The 17,673-nt window shown below is 71.2% G+C and carries 14 protein-coding genes; 11 read left to right on the top strand and 3 right to left on the bottom strand.

The features are described 5' to 3' along the window. Positions 1-3: 3 nt before the first annotated feature. The 10 genes from ACOOHE_RS10225 (at position 4) to ACOOHE_RS10180 (ending at position 11,532) form a co-directional block, all read left to right on the top strand. Positions 4-1,497 (top strand): hypothetical protein, encoded by a 1,494-nt coding sequence (locus ACOOHE_RS10225; RefSeq protein ID WP_420453984.1) that lies wholly within the window; start codon positions 4-6, stop codon positions 1,495-1,497. Next, on the top strand, positions 1,487-2,914 hold the full coding sequence (locus tag ACOOHE_RS10220) for an MBOAT family O-acyltransferase (protein ID WP_420453983.1): 1,428 nt from the start codon (positions 1,487-1,489) through the stop codon (positions 2,912-2,914). Before ACOOHE_RS10225 ends, ACOOHE_RS10220 begins: the two co-directional genes overlap by 11 nt. Next, positions 2,914-3,936, top strand: coding sequence for a hypothetical protein (locus ACOOHE_RS10215; protein WP_420453982.1), 1,023 nt, complete (start codon positions 2,914-2,916; stop codon positions 3,934-3,936). Before ACOOHE_RS10220 ends, ACOOHE_RS10215 begins: the two co-directional genes overlap by 1 nt. Before the next feature lie 242 nt (positions 3,937-4,178). Beyond that, on the top strand, positions 4,179-5,063 hold the full coding sequence (locus tag ACOOHE_RS10210; RefSeq protein WP_420453981.1) for a sulfotransferase domain-containing protein: 885 nt from the start codon (positions 4,179-4,181) through the stop codon (positions 5,061-5,063). Positions 5,064-5,290: 227 nt separating this feature from the next. Beyond that, positions 5,291-6,073 carry a sulfotransferase domain-containing protein gene (locus ACOOHE_RS10205; protein WP_420453980.1) on the top strand — a complete coding sequence of 261 codons (783 nt, stop codon included), beginning with the start codon at positions 5,291-5,293 and terminating at the stop codon, positions 6,071-6,073. Continuing rightward, the gene (locus tag ACOOHE_RS10200) at positions 6,066-7,256 is read left to right on the top strand and encodes a glycosyltransferase family 4 protein (RefSeq protein WP_420453979.1); all 1,191 of its coding nucleotides are present in this window, start codon (positions 6,066-6,068) and stop codon (positions 7,254-7,256) included. Before ACOOHE_RS10205 ends, ACOOHE_RS10200 begins: the two co-directional genes overlap by 8 nt. Next, positions 7,253-8,233 carry an NAD-dependent epimerase/dehydratase family protein gene (locus ACOOHE_RS10195; protein ID WP_420453978.1) on the top strand — a complete coding sequence of 327 codons (981 nt, stop codon included), beginning with the start codon at positions 7,253-7,255 and terminating at the stop codon, positions 8,231-8,233. Before ACOOHE_RS10200 ends, ACOOHE_RS10195 begins: the two co-directional genes overlap by 4 nt. Continuing rightward, complete coding sequence (locus tag ACOOHE_RS10190) at positions 8,230-9,081, top strand: sulfotransferase family protein (protein ID WP_420453977.1); 852 nt, start codon at positions 8,230-8,232, stop codon at positions 9,079-9,081. Before ACOOHE_RS10195 ends, ACOOHE_RS10190 begins: the two co-directional genes overlap by 4 nt. A 7-nt stretch (positions 9,082-9,088) precedes the next feature. Then, the gene (locus tag ACOOHE_RS10185; protein ID WP_420453976.1) at positions 9,089-9,826 is read left to right on the top strand and encodes a class I SAM-dependent methyltransferase; all 738 of its coding nucleotides are present in this window, start codon (positions 9,089-9,091) and stop codon (positions 9,824-9,826) included. Positions 9,827-10,248: 422 nt separating this feature from the next. Further along, positions 10,249-11,532, top strand: coding sequence for a glycosyltransferase family 4 protein (locus tag ACOOHE_RS10180; protein ID WP_420453975.1), 1,284 nt, complete (start codon positions 10,249-10,251; stop codon positions 11,530-11,532). A gap of 199 nt (positions 11,533-11,731) precedes the next feature. On the opposite strand, the gene ACOOHE_RS10175 is transcribed toward ACOOHE_RS10180, so the two are convergent. The 3 genes from ACOOHE_RS10175 to tsaB form a co-directional block, all read right to left on the bottom strand. Beyond that, complete coding sequence (locus tag ACOOHE_RS10175) at positions 11,732-13,420, bottom strand: hypothetical protein (protein WP_420453974.1); 1,689 nt, start codon at positions 13,418-13,420, stop codon at positions 11,732-11,734. 183 nt (positions 13,421-13,603) lie between these two features. Further along, on the bottom strand, positions 13,604-14,506 hold the full coding sequence (gene accD, locus ACOOHE_RS10170; protein WP_420453973.1) for an acetyl-CoA carboxylase, carboxyltransferase subunit beta: 903 nt from the start codon (positions 14,504-14,506) through the stop codon (positions 13,604-13,606). A gap of 177 nt (positions 14,507-14,683) precedes the next feature. Then, entirely contained in the window at positions 14,684-15,316 is a 633-nt protein-coding gene (gene tsaB / locus ACOOHE_RS10165; RefSeq protein WP_420453972.1) for a tRNA (adenosine(37)-N6)-threonylcarbamoyltransferase complex dimerization subunit type 1 TsaB, read from the bottom strand. Positions 15,317-15,519: 203 nt separating this feature from the next. Between tsaB and ACOOHE_RS10160 the strand changes: the two genes are divergently transcribed. Further along, entirely contained in the window at positions 15,520-17,634 is a 2,115-nt protein-coding gene (locus tag ACOOHE_RS10160) for an elongation factor G (protein ID WP_420453971.1), read from the top strand. Positions 17,635-17,673 lie beyond the last annotated feature (39 nt).

The raw sequence follows: 17,673 nt of genomic DNA, 5'->3' as shown, positions 1-17,673 counted from the left end.
CGGATGCTCCCCAGCCCCCTCACCCTCCGGGCCTCCGGCCGGCTCCGCCCAGCGCGTCCGCACGGGGCCCGCCGGACGGTCCTCGGCCTGGGACTGGCGGTCGTCGTGTTCGCGTTGGGGATGGCGGCGGTGTCCTTGGTCGTCCTCGACTCGGTCGACCTCGCGCTCCTCAACGTGGCCGGCGCCGCGTGCCTGGGCGTGCTCCTGATGGTGCCGGTCCTGAAGACGGACTACGACGTCGTCGAGCCGATCAGCCTGGTGATGCTGGCCGTCGCCGTCGGCGTGACGCTGAAGCCGGCCTACATCGCGTTCGGGCCCCCGGCGGCGGTGGACTTCCTGATGCTCTGGCGACAGGAGCCGGCGTTCCTGCTCAACGGGGCCGTCCTCGTGCTGGTCGGGCTGGCGGCCTTGAGCGCGGGCTACCTCTACGCCCTGCCCGCGCCCCGCCTGTGGCGGACGCGGCTGTTCGGCCAGGACGTCTGGAGCCGGAACCGGCTCCTCCTGATCGGCCTGGTCGCCATCGGCGTGGCGGCCCTGTCGATGGTGCTGTACGTCGACAAGCTGGGCATCACGGGCGTCCTGCAGGACGTCTCGCGCAAGCGGTTCTACCAGGTCGAGGGCGCCGAGTTCGAGCGGGGCGCGCTGGGGTACTACCGGTGGGGCGCCTCGGTCGTCGGGCCCGTGTTCCTGTTCGCGCTGGCGTGGGCGCTGACGCGGCGGGGGCGGCTGGGCTGGACCGTGGTCGCCGTGATCGCCGTGCTCGTCGCGATGGCCGTCGTCTTCCCGTTCTTCAACAGCAGCCGGACCAAGGTGCTCATGATCTTGATCGAGGCGCTCGTGATCTGGAAGTGCGTCCGGGGCCGGATCCCGCGGTGGCTCGTGGTCTCGATGGGCGTCGGGATGCTGGCGCTCTTGCTCGTGCTGACGGCGCTCCGCCCCAAGACCGGCGACCTGACCGACGTCAGCCAGGTGCTCGGCGTCGACGCCCTGCTCGAGACGACGGTCGGCGGGCGCCACTTCCTCGACCTGTCGAAGACGTCGCACATCGTCGAGGGCGTCCCGGACCGGATCGGCTACCAGTACGGGGTGTCGTACGTGGCCTGGGTGTTCATGCCGGTCCCGCGGACGGTCTGGCTCGACAAGCCGCCACTCGGGGCCGGGCCCATCATCGGCCGCGAGATCTTCGACATGCAACGGGCCGGGGTCCCGCCGGGGATGATCGCCGAGGCGTACCTCAACTTCGGGGTCCTGGGCGTCGTGCTGGTGCCGCTGTTGATCGGGGTCGGGCTCCGGTGGGTGTACGAGACGTTCCGGCCGGTCCTCTCGAACGCGGCCGGGGCCACGGTCTACGCCGTCGTCCTGATCCCGGTCGCGTGGACGACGGTGACCGGCGGGTTCAGCCAGATGGTGGTGGCCCTCTTTGTGGCCCTGCTCCCGCTGGCCGTCATCATCGTGTTCGTCCAGGTCCGGAAGGGGAGACGGCCGCATGCTGTTTAACAGCATCCCGTTCCTGGTCTTCCTCCCGGCGTTCCTCGCCGCCTACTTCGCGACGCGCGGGGCGGCCCGGCTGGCGGTGTGCCTGGCCGGGAGCTACCTGTTCTACGGGTGGTGGGACTGGCGCTTCCTGGGGCTCATCGCGCTGTCGACCGGGATCGACTACGTCGTCGGGCTCAAGATCGCGGGGGCCGAGGCCCAGCCGGCGAAGAGGCGGTGGCTGATGCTGAGCCTGACCAGCAACCTGGGCCTGCTGGCCGTCTTCAAGTACTTCAACTTCTTCCTCGACTCGGTCTGGCGGGCGACGGGCTTTTTCGGGTTCAGCGAGTCGCCGGCGTTCCTGGCGGTGATCCTGCCAGTCGGGATCTCGTTCTACACGTTCCAGACGCTGAGCTACTCGATCGACCTGTACCGGGGGACCATCGAGGTCGAGCGCAACTTGCTCCGGTTCGCGACCTACGTCGCGTTCTTCCCCCAGTTGGTGGCCGGGCCCATCGTCCGGGCGAGCCTGCTGCTGCCCCAGCTCCGCCGCGACCACCCGTTTTTGTGGAGCGGGTTCTTGCTCGGGCTCGGCCAGGTGCTGCTGGGCTACGTCAAAAAGGTGGCCATCGCCGACTCGCTGGCCCCGTTCGTGGACCGCGTGTTCGACGCGCCCGAGGCGTTCACGCCGATCAGCGTCGTGATCGGCGTGTTCTTTTATGCGTTCCAGATCTACTGTGACTTCTCGGGCTACTCCGACATCGCCATCGGGCTCGCGCGGATGCTGGGCTACGACTTCGGCGTCAACTTCGACACGCCGTACTTCTCCCGGAGCTTCAGCGAGTTCTGGACGCGGTGGCACATCTCGCTGTCGAGCTGGCTCCGCGACTACCTCTACATCCCGCTCGGCGGCAACCGCGGCGGGACGTTGTTTACCTATCGGAACCTGGTCATCACGATGCTGCTCGGCGGGCTGTGGCACGGGGCGAGCTGGAACTTCGTGCTGTGGGGCGCCCTCCACGGGCTCTACCTCGTGCTCCAGCGGCTGATCGGCCCGAGCTACGGGCGGCTCGTCGAGCGGCTCCGAATCCCGCGCGTGGTGTCGGACGGCCTCTCGCTGGTCGTCGTGTTCGCGCTCACCTGCTTCGCCTGGATCTTCTTCCGCAGCCCGACCTGGGCCACGTCGATGGACATCCTCCAGCAGATCGCCAGCCTCGACCGGCTCGCGTTCGCCGACGTCCAGCTCAAGGTGGTCGTGCTGAAGGGGTTCCTGCTGATCGGGATGCTGGTCACGGCTGAGGCGTGGAGCAAGACGGTCGTCGTACCGAGCGCGGTCTTGGACCGGCCTGTCGCCCGGACGCTGGCGTACGCGGCGGCCCTGTGGCTCATCGTCCTGTTCGGGACGTTCGACGGGGGCCAGTTCATCTACTTCCAGTTCTGATGGACACGACGCCGGCCTGGAAGCGGATCGCCTGGGCGCTCGCGCTCGTCGCGCTCGTCGTGGCCGGCGACCGGGCGCTCGCGGCCGGGCTCCACAGCGCCGTGATGCACACGGGCAACCGGTTCGCCGTGCTGTACCGGGGCGACGCGCCCGGCGGCGTCCTGGTGCTCGGCAACTCGCGCGGCGTCAACACCTTCCACGCGCCGACGTTGGAACGGGCGCTCGGCCGGCCCGTGTTCAACGCCAGCGCCAACGGGGCGCCGACCGCGCTGTCGGAGGTCCTGCTCCGCGACTACGTCGAGCGCAACCCGGCGCCCGAGCTGGTGGTGCTGGAGGTGACGGGCGTGGCCGGAGGCGTCGATCAGTTCGCGACGTTCTTCCCGTTCGGGGCCGAGTCGGCCCGGCTCGACGCCTACCTCGACGGGGCGGTCCCGGCGTCGGTCGCGGCGGCCCGCCGGGTGTCGGCCCTGTTCGACTACAACGGCGAGCTGCTGTTTCGGGCGCTGGGCTCGGCGGGCGCGTCGGACCAGGGGCAGATCAACCGCTACACGGTCTCGCCCGAGCTGGTCGAGGCGACGCGCCGCGGGGGGCCGACCGAGCTCCGCGCGCGGCCGGAGAACCTCGACGCGCTCGGCCGCATCGTCGCCTTCTGCCGGGCGGAGGGGGTCGAGCTGCGGCTGGTGATCGGGCCGTACCTGCCAGCGTTCCGCGAGAAGATCGGTACCTATGATGCGTGGCTCGCGCGTGTCCGCCAAGCCGCCAACGGCACACCCATCTGGGACTATTCGAACGCGCTCGACGACCCGTCGCTCTTCGCTGACCGGCTCCACATGAACCATCGCGGCGCCCAGGCGCTCACCCCGATCTTGATTGCGGACGGCCTGTTTGACCCGGCGACGCCCCCAGTCCCAAGGCCGCTGCGCACTCCCCCGGCGGCGTCCCCTCTCCCTGTGGGACAGAGTGAGGGAAGTGGCCACACTCCGAGCGCGGACGGCCCCCCCACTCGAGCCCTCTCGCTCTAAATGGGTCCGGCCTCTAAGTTCGTTCACGTCTATCGAACCAACAGTCGTCATTCCCGCGCACGCGGGAATCCATCCGTCGCTTCGTCTTCGGCGAGCGGCTCCCTATGGATCCCCGCGTGCGCGGGAATGACGGTTGTTTTGTCCAGCAGTTTGATCTCCCACACAGAACTCGTCAGCTCTGATGCTCCGAGAGGGGGAGGCTCTCTTTCCGAGGTCTCGAAAGCCCTGGCCCGGCCCACACCATGACCGACGCCGACCTCCGCTTCTTCGTGCTCGGGGCCCAGAAGTCGGCCACGTCGTGGCTGTACTACTGCCTCCGCGACCACCCCGAGGTCGTGCTGCCGTCGTCGAAGATCGAGCACGGCTACCTCGGCAGCCCGCTCTATCGGGAGGAGGGGCACGACTGGTACCTCGGCCGGTTTGCGGACGCGGCGCCGGGCGCCGTCGGCGGCGACGTGGCCGTCGACTACCTCCTCGACGCCGACGCGCCGGCCGCCATCGCCGAGCACGTCGCGGCGCCCCGGCTGGTGGCCATGCTGCGGAACCCCGTCGACCGGCTGGTCTCGGCCTACTTCTGGTCGCTCCGCAAGAACCAGCTCCCGAACGAGCCGCTGGACCGGCACGTCGAGGGCCTCCTGCGCCAGCCGCCCGGCTTCCCCGAGCGCCACCCCGACCGGTTCGTCGACGAGCTCGTCACGCGCGGGTTCTACGGGCAGCAGCTCGAGCCGTACCTCGACCGCTTCGGGCCGGAGAGCCTGCTGGTCGTCCTGTACGACGACGTCCAACAGGACCCGGGCGGCGTCGTCCGCAGGGTGTACCGGCACCTCGGCGTCGACCCGGCGTTCGTGCCGGAGAGCCTGGGCGCCCGGCCCAAGGTGAACACACGGAACCGGGCCGTCATCGCGCTCGAACGGCTGACGACCGGGCGTAAGCTGGCGCGTGTCACGGACCGGATGCACCGGCTCCTGTCGCGCGTGAGCGAGCCGGCGCCGGAGCTGAGCGACCGCCAGCGGGCGGGGCTCTTGGACCGCTTCGGCCCCCACATCCGCCACACCGAAGCCGTCCTGGAGCGGCTGCCGTCCGAGAACCGGCCGTCCGCCCCGCGTCTCTCCGAGCGATGGACCTAGGCGTCGTGTGGACCTCTCGCACCCAACCCGGGTGGAGGGTGGGGGAGTGGGAGCCCGCGTCTCGTCTGATCCTCTCCCGCACCCCCATCCTCCCACACTCGGCCCACGCCGGACCGACACCAAGCAGCCGGCCCCGGTATCTATCCCAGCGGCGCCGTCTGCCGTCCGATCTTCCGGCCCCCCCATGACCTCGCGCGACCCGCTCTCGCGGAGGTCCACACGCCCCGATGCAGTACCGCCGTAAGCTGACCCGGCCCGCCTACGTCTTGGACAAGCTCGCGCTCTACGGGCGGAGCCGGCTCACGATGGAACGCGACGACGTCATTCTGGCCTTCTATCCGAAGACCGGGAGCACCTGGGTCCGCTTCTTCCTCTACAACATGCTAACGGGGAGCGCGTCGGCGGCTACGTTCGACGAGGTCAACGCGGCCATGCCGGAGTACGGCCACCCGTCGCTGTTCACGCCCTGGCCGTTCGCTTCGAGCCCCCGCCTGGTCAAGACCCACCTGCCCTACTCGCCGCTCCTCTTCGGCCCCCACCCGACGGCGCTCACCGTCCGCGACCCGCGCGACATCATGGTCTCGCTGTACCACTACGCCAAGGCCAAGCGGACGCTCGACCTGGAAGGCTCGATCCACGACCTCATCTGGGACGACGAGATGGGGCTGGAGCCGTTCTTCAAGCACTACGCCTCGTGGGCGCCCCGGGCCGGCCTCGTCACGCGCTACGAGGACCTCAAGGCCGCGCCCGTCGAGACGTTCGGGGCCTTGTGCGACTTCTGCGGGATCCCGTCGGACCCGGAGCGGATCGAGGCGGCCCTGGAGGCGTCGGGCCTGCAACGGATGCGCGACGCGCAGAAGGCGAGCCCCGAGTCGTTCAAGAACCACGACCCGTCCTTCGTGTTCGCACGGAAGGGGACGGCCGGGCAGTGGCAGGAGCACTTCGACGACCGCGCCCTGGCCTACTATCACCAGCTCTGCGACACGTACGGATTCCACCTGTATGACTGAGCGAGGCCCGGCCGGGACCATCACCCTCGTCTACGACAGCCCGATCAGCTTTTCGGGCCAGTACGCCGCGACCGCGCTGATCCGTGAGGCGCTGGCCGAGCGGGGGTGGACGTTCCGGGCCGTCGAGTTCCCGGCGCTCGACCGGACCGCCGGCCGGGTCGCCCGGTACCTCGGCTACGTCGCCCAGGTCGCGCGGTGCTGGCGGGCCTTGGCCGCGACCGTCCGCGCCGGGACCGTCTTGCACGTGAACCTGCCCCAGAGCCGGGCGGCCTTCGCCAAGATGGGCTGGCCCGTCCGCCTGGCGGACCGGCTCCGGCCGTCCGTGCCGAAGGTGGTGTCGCTCCACGGGAGCGTGTTCATGGGGTGGCCGCGCGCGTCGGCCGAGGCCCGGGCGTTCGTCCGCATCCTGGGCGCGGCCGACGTGGTGACCGTCCTCGGGCCGAACCAGCGGGCGCGGCTCGTCGAGTGGGGGATCGACCCGGCCCGCGTCGTCGTGGTCGAGAACACGTGCGAGCTGGCGCCGGCGACCCCGGCCGCCGTCGAAGAAAAACACTCGCTCGGGGCCGACGAGCCGCTCCGCCTGCTCCACCTCAGCCTCCTCGTCGAGTCGAAGGGGTACCCCGAGTTCCTGGAGGCCGTCGAGCTGCTGGCCGGGCGCGGCCTCGGACGCCCGGTCGAGGCCGTCCTGTGCGGGCCGCCGGCGTTCACGTCGTTCTGCACGCGGTTCACGACCGTCGAGGCCAAGGCGGCGTGGATCGAGGCCGCCCTCGGCCGGATCAACGCGCGGGCGGGCGTCCGGGCGGAGTGGGTCCCGGGCGCGCGGGGCGCCGAGAAGCAGGCGCTGTTCGACGCCGCTCAGGTGTTCGTCTTCCCGAGCCGGTTCCCCGTCGAGGCCCAGCCCCTCGTGCTCCTCGAGGCGATGGCGAGCGGTTGCGCGCTCGTCACGAGCCGGGCCGGCGAGATCCCGTCGACGCTCGGCGAGGGCACGGCCGTCCTGCTCGACGAGACCACGCCGGCCGCCATCGCCGACGCCGTCGAGCGGCTGGCGACCGACGACGGGCTCCGGCGGTCGCTGGCGGCGGCGGCGCTCGCCCGGGTCCGCACTCGGTTCGGCCTCGACCGCTACGGCGACGTCTGGGACGGGATCTTCCGCTCGCTCACGGCCACACCCGCCCCGGCATGACGCCCGACCGCATCCTGGTGACCGGCACCGACGGGATGCTCGGCCGGTGGGTCTCGGACCTGCTCGTCGAGCGGGGCCACCACGTCATCGCCGTCGACAAGGAGCCGCGGGCCGGCCGGCCGGCGTACGACACCTACGTCTGCGACATCCTGGACGCCGACCGGCTGCTGGAGGTGTTCGCGACGGAGCGGCCCGACGCGGTCATCCACCTGGCGGCGCGGACGGACCTCGACAAGACGGCGACGCTGGCCGACTACGCCGTGAACACCGATGGCGTCCGCAACGTGTGCCGGGCGGTCCGCGCGACCGGCTCCGTCCGGCGGGCCGTTTACACGTCGTCTCAGCTCGTCTGCAAGGTCGGGTATACGCCGAGGTCGGACACCGACTTCTGCCCCACGACGGTCTACGGCCGGAGCAAGGTGCAGGGCGAGCAGATCGTCCACGAGCTCGACGGCGGCGGCGTCCCGTGGTGCATCACGCGGCCGACGACGGTCTGGGGGCCCCACATGAACGCGCACTACCAGGCCCTCCTGCGCTACATCCAGCGGGGCCGGTACTTCCACGCCGGCCGCGGGCCGCTCATGAAGTCGTACGCCTACGCGGCCAACATCGCGCACCAGTACCGCCAGCTCGTCCTGGCCCCGCCGGAGGCGATCCAGCGCAAGGTGTTCTACCTCGCCGACTACGACCCGCTCTCGCTCCGCGACTACACCGACGGGTTGCAGCGCCGGATGGGCGCCCGCCCCATCCCGACGGTCCCGCTCACGCTGGCCCGGGTGCTGGCGAGGGCGGGCGACGCGCTCAACGCGATCGGGCTCCGGGCCTTCCCGTTCAACTCGTTCCGGCTGACGAACATCCTGACCGAGTACGTGATCGACCTGTCCGAGACGGAGGCGGTCTGCGGGCCGCTCCCGGTGTCGGTCGAGGAGGGCCTCGACGCGACCGTCGCGTGGTACCTCGCGCAGCAGGGCGGATGACGCCGCTCGACCGCCCGCTCGTCATCGTCGGCGCGGCCCGCTCGGGCACGTCGATGACGAGCCGCGTGCTCCAGCGCCACCCCGACGTCGCGTTCTGGATGGAGCCGAAGTACGTCTGGAAGGTCGGCCGGCCGCTCGCGCCCGACGACCGCCGCGACGCCTCGGAGGCGACGCCGGCCGTCCGCCGCTACATCCGGCGGTCGTTCGCGCGCTACGCCGGCCGCGCGGGGAAGCCCCGGTTCATGGAGAAGACGCCGAGCAACTGCTTCCGCGTCGGGTTCGTCCACGCCGTGCTGCCCGAGGCCCGGTTCCTCCACGTCGTCCGCGACGGCCGGGCCGTGACCCGGTCGGCGCTGCGGATGTGGACGAAGACGCCGGACAAGCGGGCGCTCAAGCGGCGACTTTCGAACCTAGAGGTCCCGCTCCGCGACGCCCCGTTCTACGCGGCGGCCGTGCTCCGCGACGTCGTCGGCCGCCAGCTTTTCCCGTCAAAGGCGTTCGTGTGGGGACCGCAGTTCCCCGGCATCCGCGAGGTCCGCGACGAGAAGGGCGTGGTGGCCGCGTGCGCCGTGCAGTGGCGCGAGAGCGTGGCTGCGGCGCTCGACGGGCTGGCGACGGTCCCGGCCGAGCAGCAGATGACGGTCCGCTTCGAGGACGTGATGGCCTCGCCCGAGACGGTGATGGCCCAGATCCTAGACTTTTTTGAGCTGCCGCCCAGTGCCGAGGTCCGCGACTACGCCCGGACGTTCGTCGACGAGGGCAACGGGACGCCCTACGACGACGACCTCGACCCCGTCGAGATCGACCCATATCTCGAACCGCTCCTTTCCGATCTCGGTTACGGCTGAGCCCGTCATGGCGAACCCCTCTCTCCATCAGAGCGCCTACCCCGAGGCCCGCTTCGGCGGGTTCTCGCGCGTCGACGGCACGGTCGCGTTTTACACGCGCGTCCAGTCGCTCCTCCGTCCCGACACGCGCGTGCTCGACGTCGGCTGCGGGCGCGGGAAGAGCCAGGAGAACGCCGTCCCGTTCCGGCGCGACCTCCGCAACCTCCGGGGCCGCTGCGCCCACGTGCTCGGGATCGACGTGGACCCGGACGCGGCCGACAACCCGACGCTCGACGCCTTCCGCCTGATCGAGGACGTCGACCGCTGGCCCGTCGACGGCGCCTCGGTCGACCTGGTCCTGTCAGACTACGTGCTGGAGCACGTCGAGGCCCCCGGCGCCTACGCGAGGGAGCTGGCGCGCGTGCTCCGGCCCGGCGGCGTGTTCTGCGCCCGGACGCCGAACAAGCTGGGCTACGTCGCGCTCGTCGCCCAGGCGGTGCCGAACCGGCTCCACGCGCGCGTCGTCGGGAGCGCCCAAGAGAGCCGTGAGAGCCACGACGTGTTCCCGACGTTCTACCGGATGAACACGGTGTCTGCCGTGCGGCGGGCGCTGGGCGACGCCTTCGAGGTCGAGGTCGTCCGCCACGCCGGCGAGCCGACCTACTTCGCGTTCTCGCCGCTGGCGTACCGGCTCGGGGCCGTGCTCCACCGGCTGTTGCCGGGCCCGCTCCAGAACCAGTTCTTCGTGTTCGCCCGCAAGCGGTGACGGGCGGGGACGGGGCCCAGCGCCGCGACCACCCCACGTTGTCATCCTGAGGAGCGGAGCGACAAAGGATCTCAACACTGACTCTCCAAGCCCTCTCGGCCGGTGATCTCAGCTCGGACGTCCGAGCTGAGACCCTTCGCTGACGCTCATACGGGATCGCGGAGAAAGCCGTGCACTCTCCTACGAGGTCCCCTCTCCCCGAGGGAGAGGGACAGGGTGAGGGGGAATCGGGAGGAGCACTCATGCACAGCGAACTCTCCGACTCCGTATCAGGATGACAGAGTAGGGCGATCCGACCGCTCCGCTGACGCATCGTGCATCGACCCCATCGGTGTGGGAAGAGCGGGGGCATTCGCCCGCAGCCGCTTCATCTTGCAAGGGTTCCGGCCGAACATGGAGGACCGTCCCCCGCGCCGCCTCGCATGTCCCGCCCCCGCCTCCTGTTCGTCAACCAGCACTACTGGCCGGACGTCGCCGCGACCGGGCAGATCCTGACCGACCTGGCGGAGGACCTCGTCCGACGCGGGTTCGTCGTCGACGTGCTGACGGGCCGGGGCAAGTACGTCTCGGGCGACCTCGCGGCGCCGGCCCAGGAGGTGCGGAACGGCGTCCGCATCCGCCGCCTCGCAACGACCTCGTTCGGGCGCGGCTCGAACGCCGGCCGCGTGGCCGACTACGCCGGGTACTACGCCGGCGTGGTCCGTCGGCTGCTGTCCGGCCCCCGTTACGACCTCGTCGTCGTCTGCACGACGCCGCCGCTGCTCGGCTACGCCGCGTCCCTCGCAAGGCGACTCCGGGGCCAGCGCTACGCCGTCTGGTCGATGGACCTCCACCCCGACGCCGAGATCGCGCTCGGGATGCTCCGGCCCGACAGCGTCGCCGCCCGCCGGCTCCACGCCTTCAACGACGCCGGCTACCGCCACGCCGACGTGGTCGTCGACCTCGGCTTCCGCATGAAGGAGCGGATCGCGTCGCGCGGCGTCCCGGCCAGTCGGCAGGAGACGATCGGCGTGTGGAGCAGCAGCGACGAGGTCCGCCCGGTCGAGCCGGCCGACAACGGCGTCCGCCGGTCGCTCGGGCTCCGCGACGACCAGCTCACGGTGATGTACTCGGGCAACGCCGGGCTCGCCCACCGCTTCGACGAGGTGCTGGAAGCCATGCGTCTGTTGCGGGACGACGACCAGTTCCGGTTCGTGTTCATCGGGTCGGGCCCGCGGCGGGCGGCCATCGAGGCGTTCATCGCCGAGCACAGGCTGGCGAACGCGAGCGTCCACGACTACGTCCCGCGCGAGCAGATCGCCGAGTCGCTATCGGCCGCCGACGTCCACCTGCTCACGTTGCAGGAGGCGTTCGCGGGGATCGCCGTCCCGAGCAAGCTCTACGGCATCATGGCCGCCGGCCGGCCGACGCTGATGGTCGGCCCCGAGCGGTCGGAGCCGGGCCAGACGATCCAGGAGCACGGCGTCGGCGAGGTGATCGACCCGGAGAAAGGCGGGGCCGCCGCCGATGTCGTCGCCGCCCTCCATCGCTTCGCCGACGACCCCGACGCGCGCCGGGCCACCGGCCGCCAGGCCCGGGCCGTGTTCGAGGCCGAGTTCGACCGGCCGATCCTGACCGAGCGCTGGGCGCAGATGCTCGCCGAGCGGTTGGGTTTGGAGCTGGCCCCCGCGGTCGACTCTCTCTCGGAGGGGAACGCTCCGGCGTGAACCATCGCCGAGACGGTCCGGGTCCACCACTTGGGCCCGCTGCGCTGCAACATCAGCATCCTGTCATCCTGAGCGCTCGCGAAGGATCTCAGCGCCGAACGCTCACGCCTTCGACACCGGCCGTTCAAGGCCCGATGGATCGAGTCGAGATCCTTCGCTCCGCTCAGGATGACAGATCTGGAGAACTCCCGCGTTCGCCCTAAAACCGCCGCGTTTGGTAGGGCAAGCCCCACCGGAGCTGGGCGAACCCGGTCACGGCCCGGTCCCGCCCGAGCCCGTCATCGTCCACGCCGCGATACGTGAGGCCGACGCCGAGCACGGCCTCCGGCAGCACCTCGACGCCGGTCCACGCCTCCAGGATCGTCTCGCGCTGGCGGACGCCCTGCAACGTCTCGACGCCGTAGTTCGACGTCCGCGTGTCGTAGGTCAGCGTCGGGTCCGAGCCGAAGTTCTCGGTCGCCGTGTTCCGCCCGCGGACCGTGTGCGAGACGTGGAGCCCGACTTCGAGGCGGGGGAGCGGCGCGTACAGCGCCCACGTCGAGAGGTCGGACGTGTTGGGCCCGGCCGGGTGGCCCAGCCCATCGCCGTAGTGGACGTAGGCGCTGGACTCGGAGCGGTGCGTGTAGAGGTACGGCCGTTGGCGCGCGTATTCGGCCCGGAGCGAGAGGCCCCGGAGCCGCGCGTCGCCCCACCCGGGGTCGACGACGTGGGCGCCCACCAAAACCCCCCACTTGTTGCCCCACCAGTCGTTGCCGAGCTCGCTGAACCGGAGCTCGTCGATCAGCAACTGGCCATACGCTCGGTATCCCGGCGCCGCGTTCCACGCCAGCCCGACGCCGAGCAGGGCGTTGTCGAACGTGCCGAGGTCGCCCTCGACGGCACGGTACAGGACGAACGGGTTGAGGTAGGCCGGCTCGAACCCGCGCCGCGCGCCGCCCGTCGAGTCGTCGGCGAACGCGACGATCTCGAACAGCTCGGCCTGGACGCCGCCGGGTAGGTCGATGGCCAGCTGGTGCAGCGCCGAGTAGCTGCGCGGGTAGAGCTGGGGATCGCCCGGCACGCGCTCGACCGGCCGGACCCGCCGCGAATAGCGGTTCGTGTAGCGGACGCGCCAGAACCGGGCCCGGATCTCGACGTGGTCCTGGGGCGCGGTGTAGTCCGCCAACTCGAGCGAGCCCTCGCCGAACCCCCAGTTTGCGCGCTCGCGCCCGGCGCGGACCTCGAAAAACCGCGACGTGAATCCCACGACGCCCGTCGCTGCGATGTAGTCGTACACGTCGTCGTCGCCGATGAGCTTGGTGAACCCCAGGCGCGGCGCCGTGAACGACTCCCACTCGACCTCGGCCGGGCGCTCCTGGTTTTCCAGGACGGTCGCGTCGAAAAAGACGGGCCCCGCGTGGCCGGCCACGCCGACGCCGCGCGAGAGCCGGTACGTCGGGATGCGGGCGTCGCGGTCCGGTCGCTCGGTCCGTCGCGTGAGCCCGGGCGTGAGGTACAGCAGCGGCTGGGCGCGGACGGCGTAGCCGTCGCCGTCGGCCGCCAGCAGCGTCTCGCCGTCGCCGTAGACGCTGGAGCCGAGCCGCCGGCGCGCCCACTCGGCGCCCGGTGCCGGGGCCACGCCGCGGAACCGGTCGAGCCGCGCCCGGTCGGCCGTCCCCAGTCGGACGTCGCCGGCCTCGACGCGAGTCGCCAGCGTGTCGAGCATCCGCCGGGCTTCGTAGGCCGAGAGCGGCAGCGTCGTCAGCAGCGCCCCGTCGAGCGCGCCGGCCGTCTGCTGGTGCTGGAGGAACCGGTGGACCGGGTCGTCGAGCGGCAGCAGCCCCTCGTCGATCTGGGCGCTGGCGGAGACGGCCCACAGGGCGGCGGCGACGAGGACGAGGCGCGGCATAGGCAGGCGGAGGGACCGCCGAAGGTACCCGGTGGCCACCGGGGGCTGCCCGCCCTGGGAGGGGCTGGCGACGTCGACCGCACGTGGCCGGGAGACCCCCCGCCCGCGCGTCCATCGCCCCTGAGCGCAGCGATGGGCGACGGGACAGGGGGTCCGCCAGTTCTGAAGGGCAAGTGGCGGACTTTATCCCTCGACGCGGACCTCGTCCTGGGCGACTGCCGGCACGTCGGCCGTCGTCTCGGACGAGAACGTCCAGTCGAACAGCGAGGACAGCGTCGGGCGGAGCCGGTCGCGCGGGACGATCCGGTCCACGAACCCCTTCTCGACCAGGAACTCGGCCGTCTGGAACTTGGGCGGGAGGTCCCGGCCGATGGTCTCGCGGATCACGCGCGGGCCGGCGAACCCGATGAGCGCCCCGGGCTCGGCCAAGTTGAGGTCGCCCAGCATGGCGAACGACGCCGTCACGCCGCCCGTCGTCGGGTGCGTGAGGACCGAGACGTAGGGCAACCCGCGCTCGGCCAAGACGGCGAGGTTCGCGCTCGTCTTGGCCATCTGCATCAGCGACAGCGCGCCCTCCATCATCCGCGCCCCGCCGGACTGGCTGACGACGACGCACGCCCGCTCCTCGTCGACCGCCCGACGGACGGCCCGGGCCACGGTCTCGCCGACGACCGAGCCCATCGACCCGCCGATGTAGCTGAAGTCCATCGCGGCGACCGACGCCGGGTGGCCGCCGATCCGGCCGGTCCCGCTCACGATCCCGTCGTTGAGGCCGGTCTTGCGGTCGGCCGCCGCGATCCGGTCCGGGTACGTCTTCTGGTCGACGAACCCGAGCGGGTCGGTCGAGTGGAGGTGGGCGTCGTGGCGCGTGTAGGCGCCGTCGTCGAACAGCAGGCGGAGGTAGCCGAGCCCCGACATCGGGAAGTGGTGGCCGCACGACGGGCACACCAACAGGTTCTCTTCGAGCTCGCGCTGGCTCGTGATCGTGTCGCACTCGGGGCACTTCTGCCAGTAGCCCTCGGGCGTCTCGTTCCGGTCGCGGCGGTCGGTCTGGATGCCGGCCGTCTCTCGCTTAAACCAGGCCATGGGGTCAGTGGGTCAGGGGTTCGGTGCGTCGGTGGGGCGGTGGGTCCGGGCTCGACGGCCCGCGTCGTCGCCAGCCGGCGCGTTCGCGGGCCCTCCGACTCACCGAATCACTGCGCAACGCGCTCTGGAGGCAACGAGGCGCCGTCATAGGGTCGAGGGGCGCAAGATACCCCGGGGCTATGACGTCGCCACGGGCTTGAGGTAGAGCGGCTCGAGCGCCGCCACGTCGTCGGCTCCCGACACCCGGAGCCGCTGGCGCCCGAGCCGGGCCACGACGACGGCCGACGGGCGGAGGCCGAGCCGCGCGAGGTCCGGCCGGACGTCGGCGAGCCGGTCGGCTCCGGGGCCGCCCAGCCCAGCGAGGTCGGCGGGGAGCCAGTCGGCTACGGCGTCGAGGGCGAGCGCGCTCGGCTCGCGGACCGGCTCTCCCCGGTCGTAGACGGCGGCGTAGACCTCGCCGCGTCGCGAGGGGAGGAAAACAGCGACGGGCCCGTCGAGCCCGGGCGTCGCCGCGAGCGCCCGCAGCGTCGGGACCGCGACGACGTCGGCGCCAGTCGCCAGCGCGAGCCCCTTGGCCGTGCTCATCCCGATCCGCAGGCCGGTGTAGGAGCCGGGCCCGGCCGAGACGGCGACCAAGCCGAGGTCGGCGGGCGTCCGGTCGGTGTGCTCGAACGCCTGGGCGACGAGGGGCGCCAGCCGCCGTCCGTGCGAGCGCGGCACGTCGAGCGTCGCCTCGAACAGCACGCGGTCGCCGTCGAGCAGGGCGACGGCGCAGACGTCGGTGGCCGTGTCGAGTCCGAGGGTGAGCACAGGGGGGACGGGTTCTGCGGGTCCCGCAGGTTACGCGGGTCGGACAGGTCGGAGCGCAGGTCGGACGGATCGGGCAGCCCATCGGCTCCAACCCGCAGAACCCGCTCGACCCGTAGAACCCGCTCGACCCATCCCTCCTTGACATTCCCTTCACGCCCGGGCATCTTGGCGCCCCTCCACCCGGCTCGCCGCCGACCCGCCCGATGACCGTCTACGACGCCGCCCACATCCGCAACGTCGCCTTGGTGGGCCACCAGGGGAGCGGGAAGACGACCCTCGCTGAGGCCATGCTGTTCAGCGCCGGGGCGGTCCCTCGGATGGGGACCGTGGCCGAGGGCTCGACCGCCAGCGACTTCCACGAGAGCGAGCGCGAGCGCGAGATGTCCGTGTTCACGTCGGTCCTCCACGCCGAGTGGGAGGGCCACAAGATCAACGTGCTCGACACGCCGGGCTACCTCGACTTCTCGGCCGAGACCATCACGGCGCTCAAGGTCGCCGACACGGCCGCGTTCGTGATCGACGCGGCCGAGGGCGTCCAGGTCGGGACGGAGCTGGCGTGGACCTACGCCGCGATGACCGAGACGCCGGCCCTCTTCGTCCTCAACAAGCTCGACACGGCCGACTCCGACTTCGCCACGACGCTGGCCAAGATCCAGGGGCGCTACGGCCGGGCGGCCATCCCGGTCCAGCTCCCCGCCGGGGCCGGCACGCGGACCATCGTCGACGTCCTGCTCATGAAGCAGATCCGGTTCGACGACCGCGGCCAGGCCCACTTCGAGCCCATCGGCGACGCCTTCTCGGAGCGCGCGGCCCAGCTCCACAACGAGCTCGTCGAGAGCATCGCCGAGAACGACGAGGGGCTCATGGAGCTGTACTTCGACAAGGGCGAGCTGACGGAGGACGAGATGCGGACGGGCCTGCACAAGGCCATGATCGCGCGCGACCTGTTCCCGGTCTTCCTGACCGTCGCGAGCGAGAACGTCGGCGTGTCGCGGCTGATGAGCTTTATCGACAACGTCTGCCCGAACCCGGCCGAGATGGAGCCGCCGCACATGGACGCGGGCACGGTCTCGGTCGACGCCCAGGCCGACCCGGTCGCCTTCGTGTTCCGGACGATGGCCGAGGAGCACGTCGGCGAGTACTCGTACCTCAAGGTCTACGACGGGATGCTGACGGGCGGGATGGACCTCGAGAACGCGAGCGACGGGACGACGGAGCGGTTGGGCGCCCTCTTCGCCGTCAACGGGACGAACCGCGACTCGGTCCCCCAACTCGTGGCCGGCGACATCGGCGTGACGGTCAAGCTCAAGCACACGTCGACCGGCGACACGCTGCGGGCGCGGGGCTCGGACGCCGTGGTCACGCCGGTCGAGTACCCCGAGCCCCGGATGCGGCTGGCGATCCGCGCCGCGCGCCAGGGCGAGGAGGACAAGCTGGCGCAAGGGCTCGCCCAGATCGTCAAGGAGGACCCGTCGCTCGTCGTCGAGCACGACTCTCACCTCGGCCAGGTCACCCTCGCCGGGCAGGGCGAGATGCACCTCGACATCGCGAAGTACCGGCTGAAGAACCGCGCCGGCGTCGAGGTCGCGTTCGCGCGGCCCAAGATCAGCTACCGCGAGACGGTGCGGGGCCGGGCCGAGGCCCGCTACCGCCACAAGAAGCAGACGGGCGGGGCCGGCCAGTTCGCCGAGATCTCGATCCGGGTCGAGCCGATGGACCGCGACTTCGTGCCGGACGGGACGATGAAGGTCCGGGGCGAGCACACGGCCGAGACCGATTGGGGCAGCCGCGTCCACTACGTCGACGCGATCGTGGGCGGCGTCATCGACATGCAGCGGTTTTTCGGGGCCATCCAGAAGGGCGTGGCCGAGATGCTGCGCGAGGGGCCGGTCGCCGGGTACCCGGTCGGCGACGTCCGCGTGGTCGTGTTCGACGGGTCGATGCACTCGGTCGACTCGAACGAGAACGCCTTCAAGACGGCGTCGAAGATGGCCTTCCGCGACGGGTTCCGCGACGCCCAGCCGGCCATCCTGGAGCCCGTCGTCGAGCTCGAGGTGCTGGTGCCCGAGTCCTACATGGGCGACGTCCTGGGCGACCTCAACACGCGCCGCGCGCGGATCCAGGGGATGGACGCCGAGGGGCCGTTCCAGAAGATCGTGGCCCACGTCCCCGAGGCCGAGCTCTACCGCTACTCGACGTCGCTCCGCTCGATGACGCAGGGCCGCGGGCTCCACCGGGCCCGTCCGAGCCATTACGACCCCGTGCCGCGTGACGTCCAGAGCGACCTCGTCTCGGCCCGGACGGCGGACGCGGAGTGAGAGGGAGACTTGTTGCCGACGAGCAGTCAGCAGAACTTC

The organism is Rubrivirga sp. (assembly GCF_965213695.1).
GTDB lineage: Bacteria > Bacteroidota > Rhodothermia > Rhodothermales > Rubricoccaceae > Rubrivirga.
Note: the sequence above shows the minus strand (reverse complement) of the source record. Positions and strands in the feature narration are given on the sequence as shown.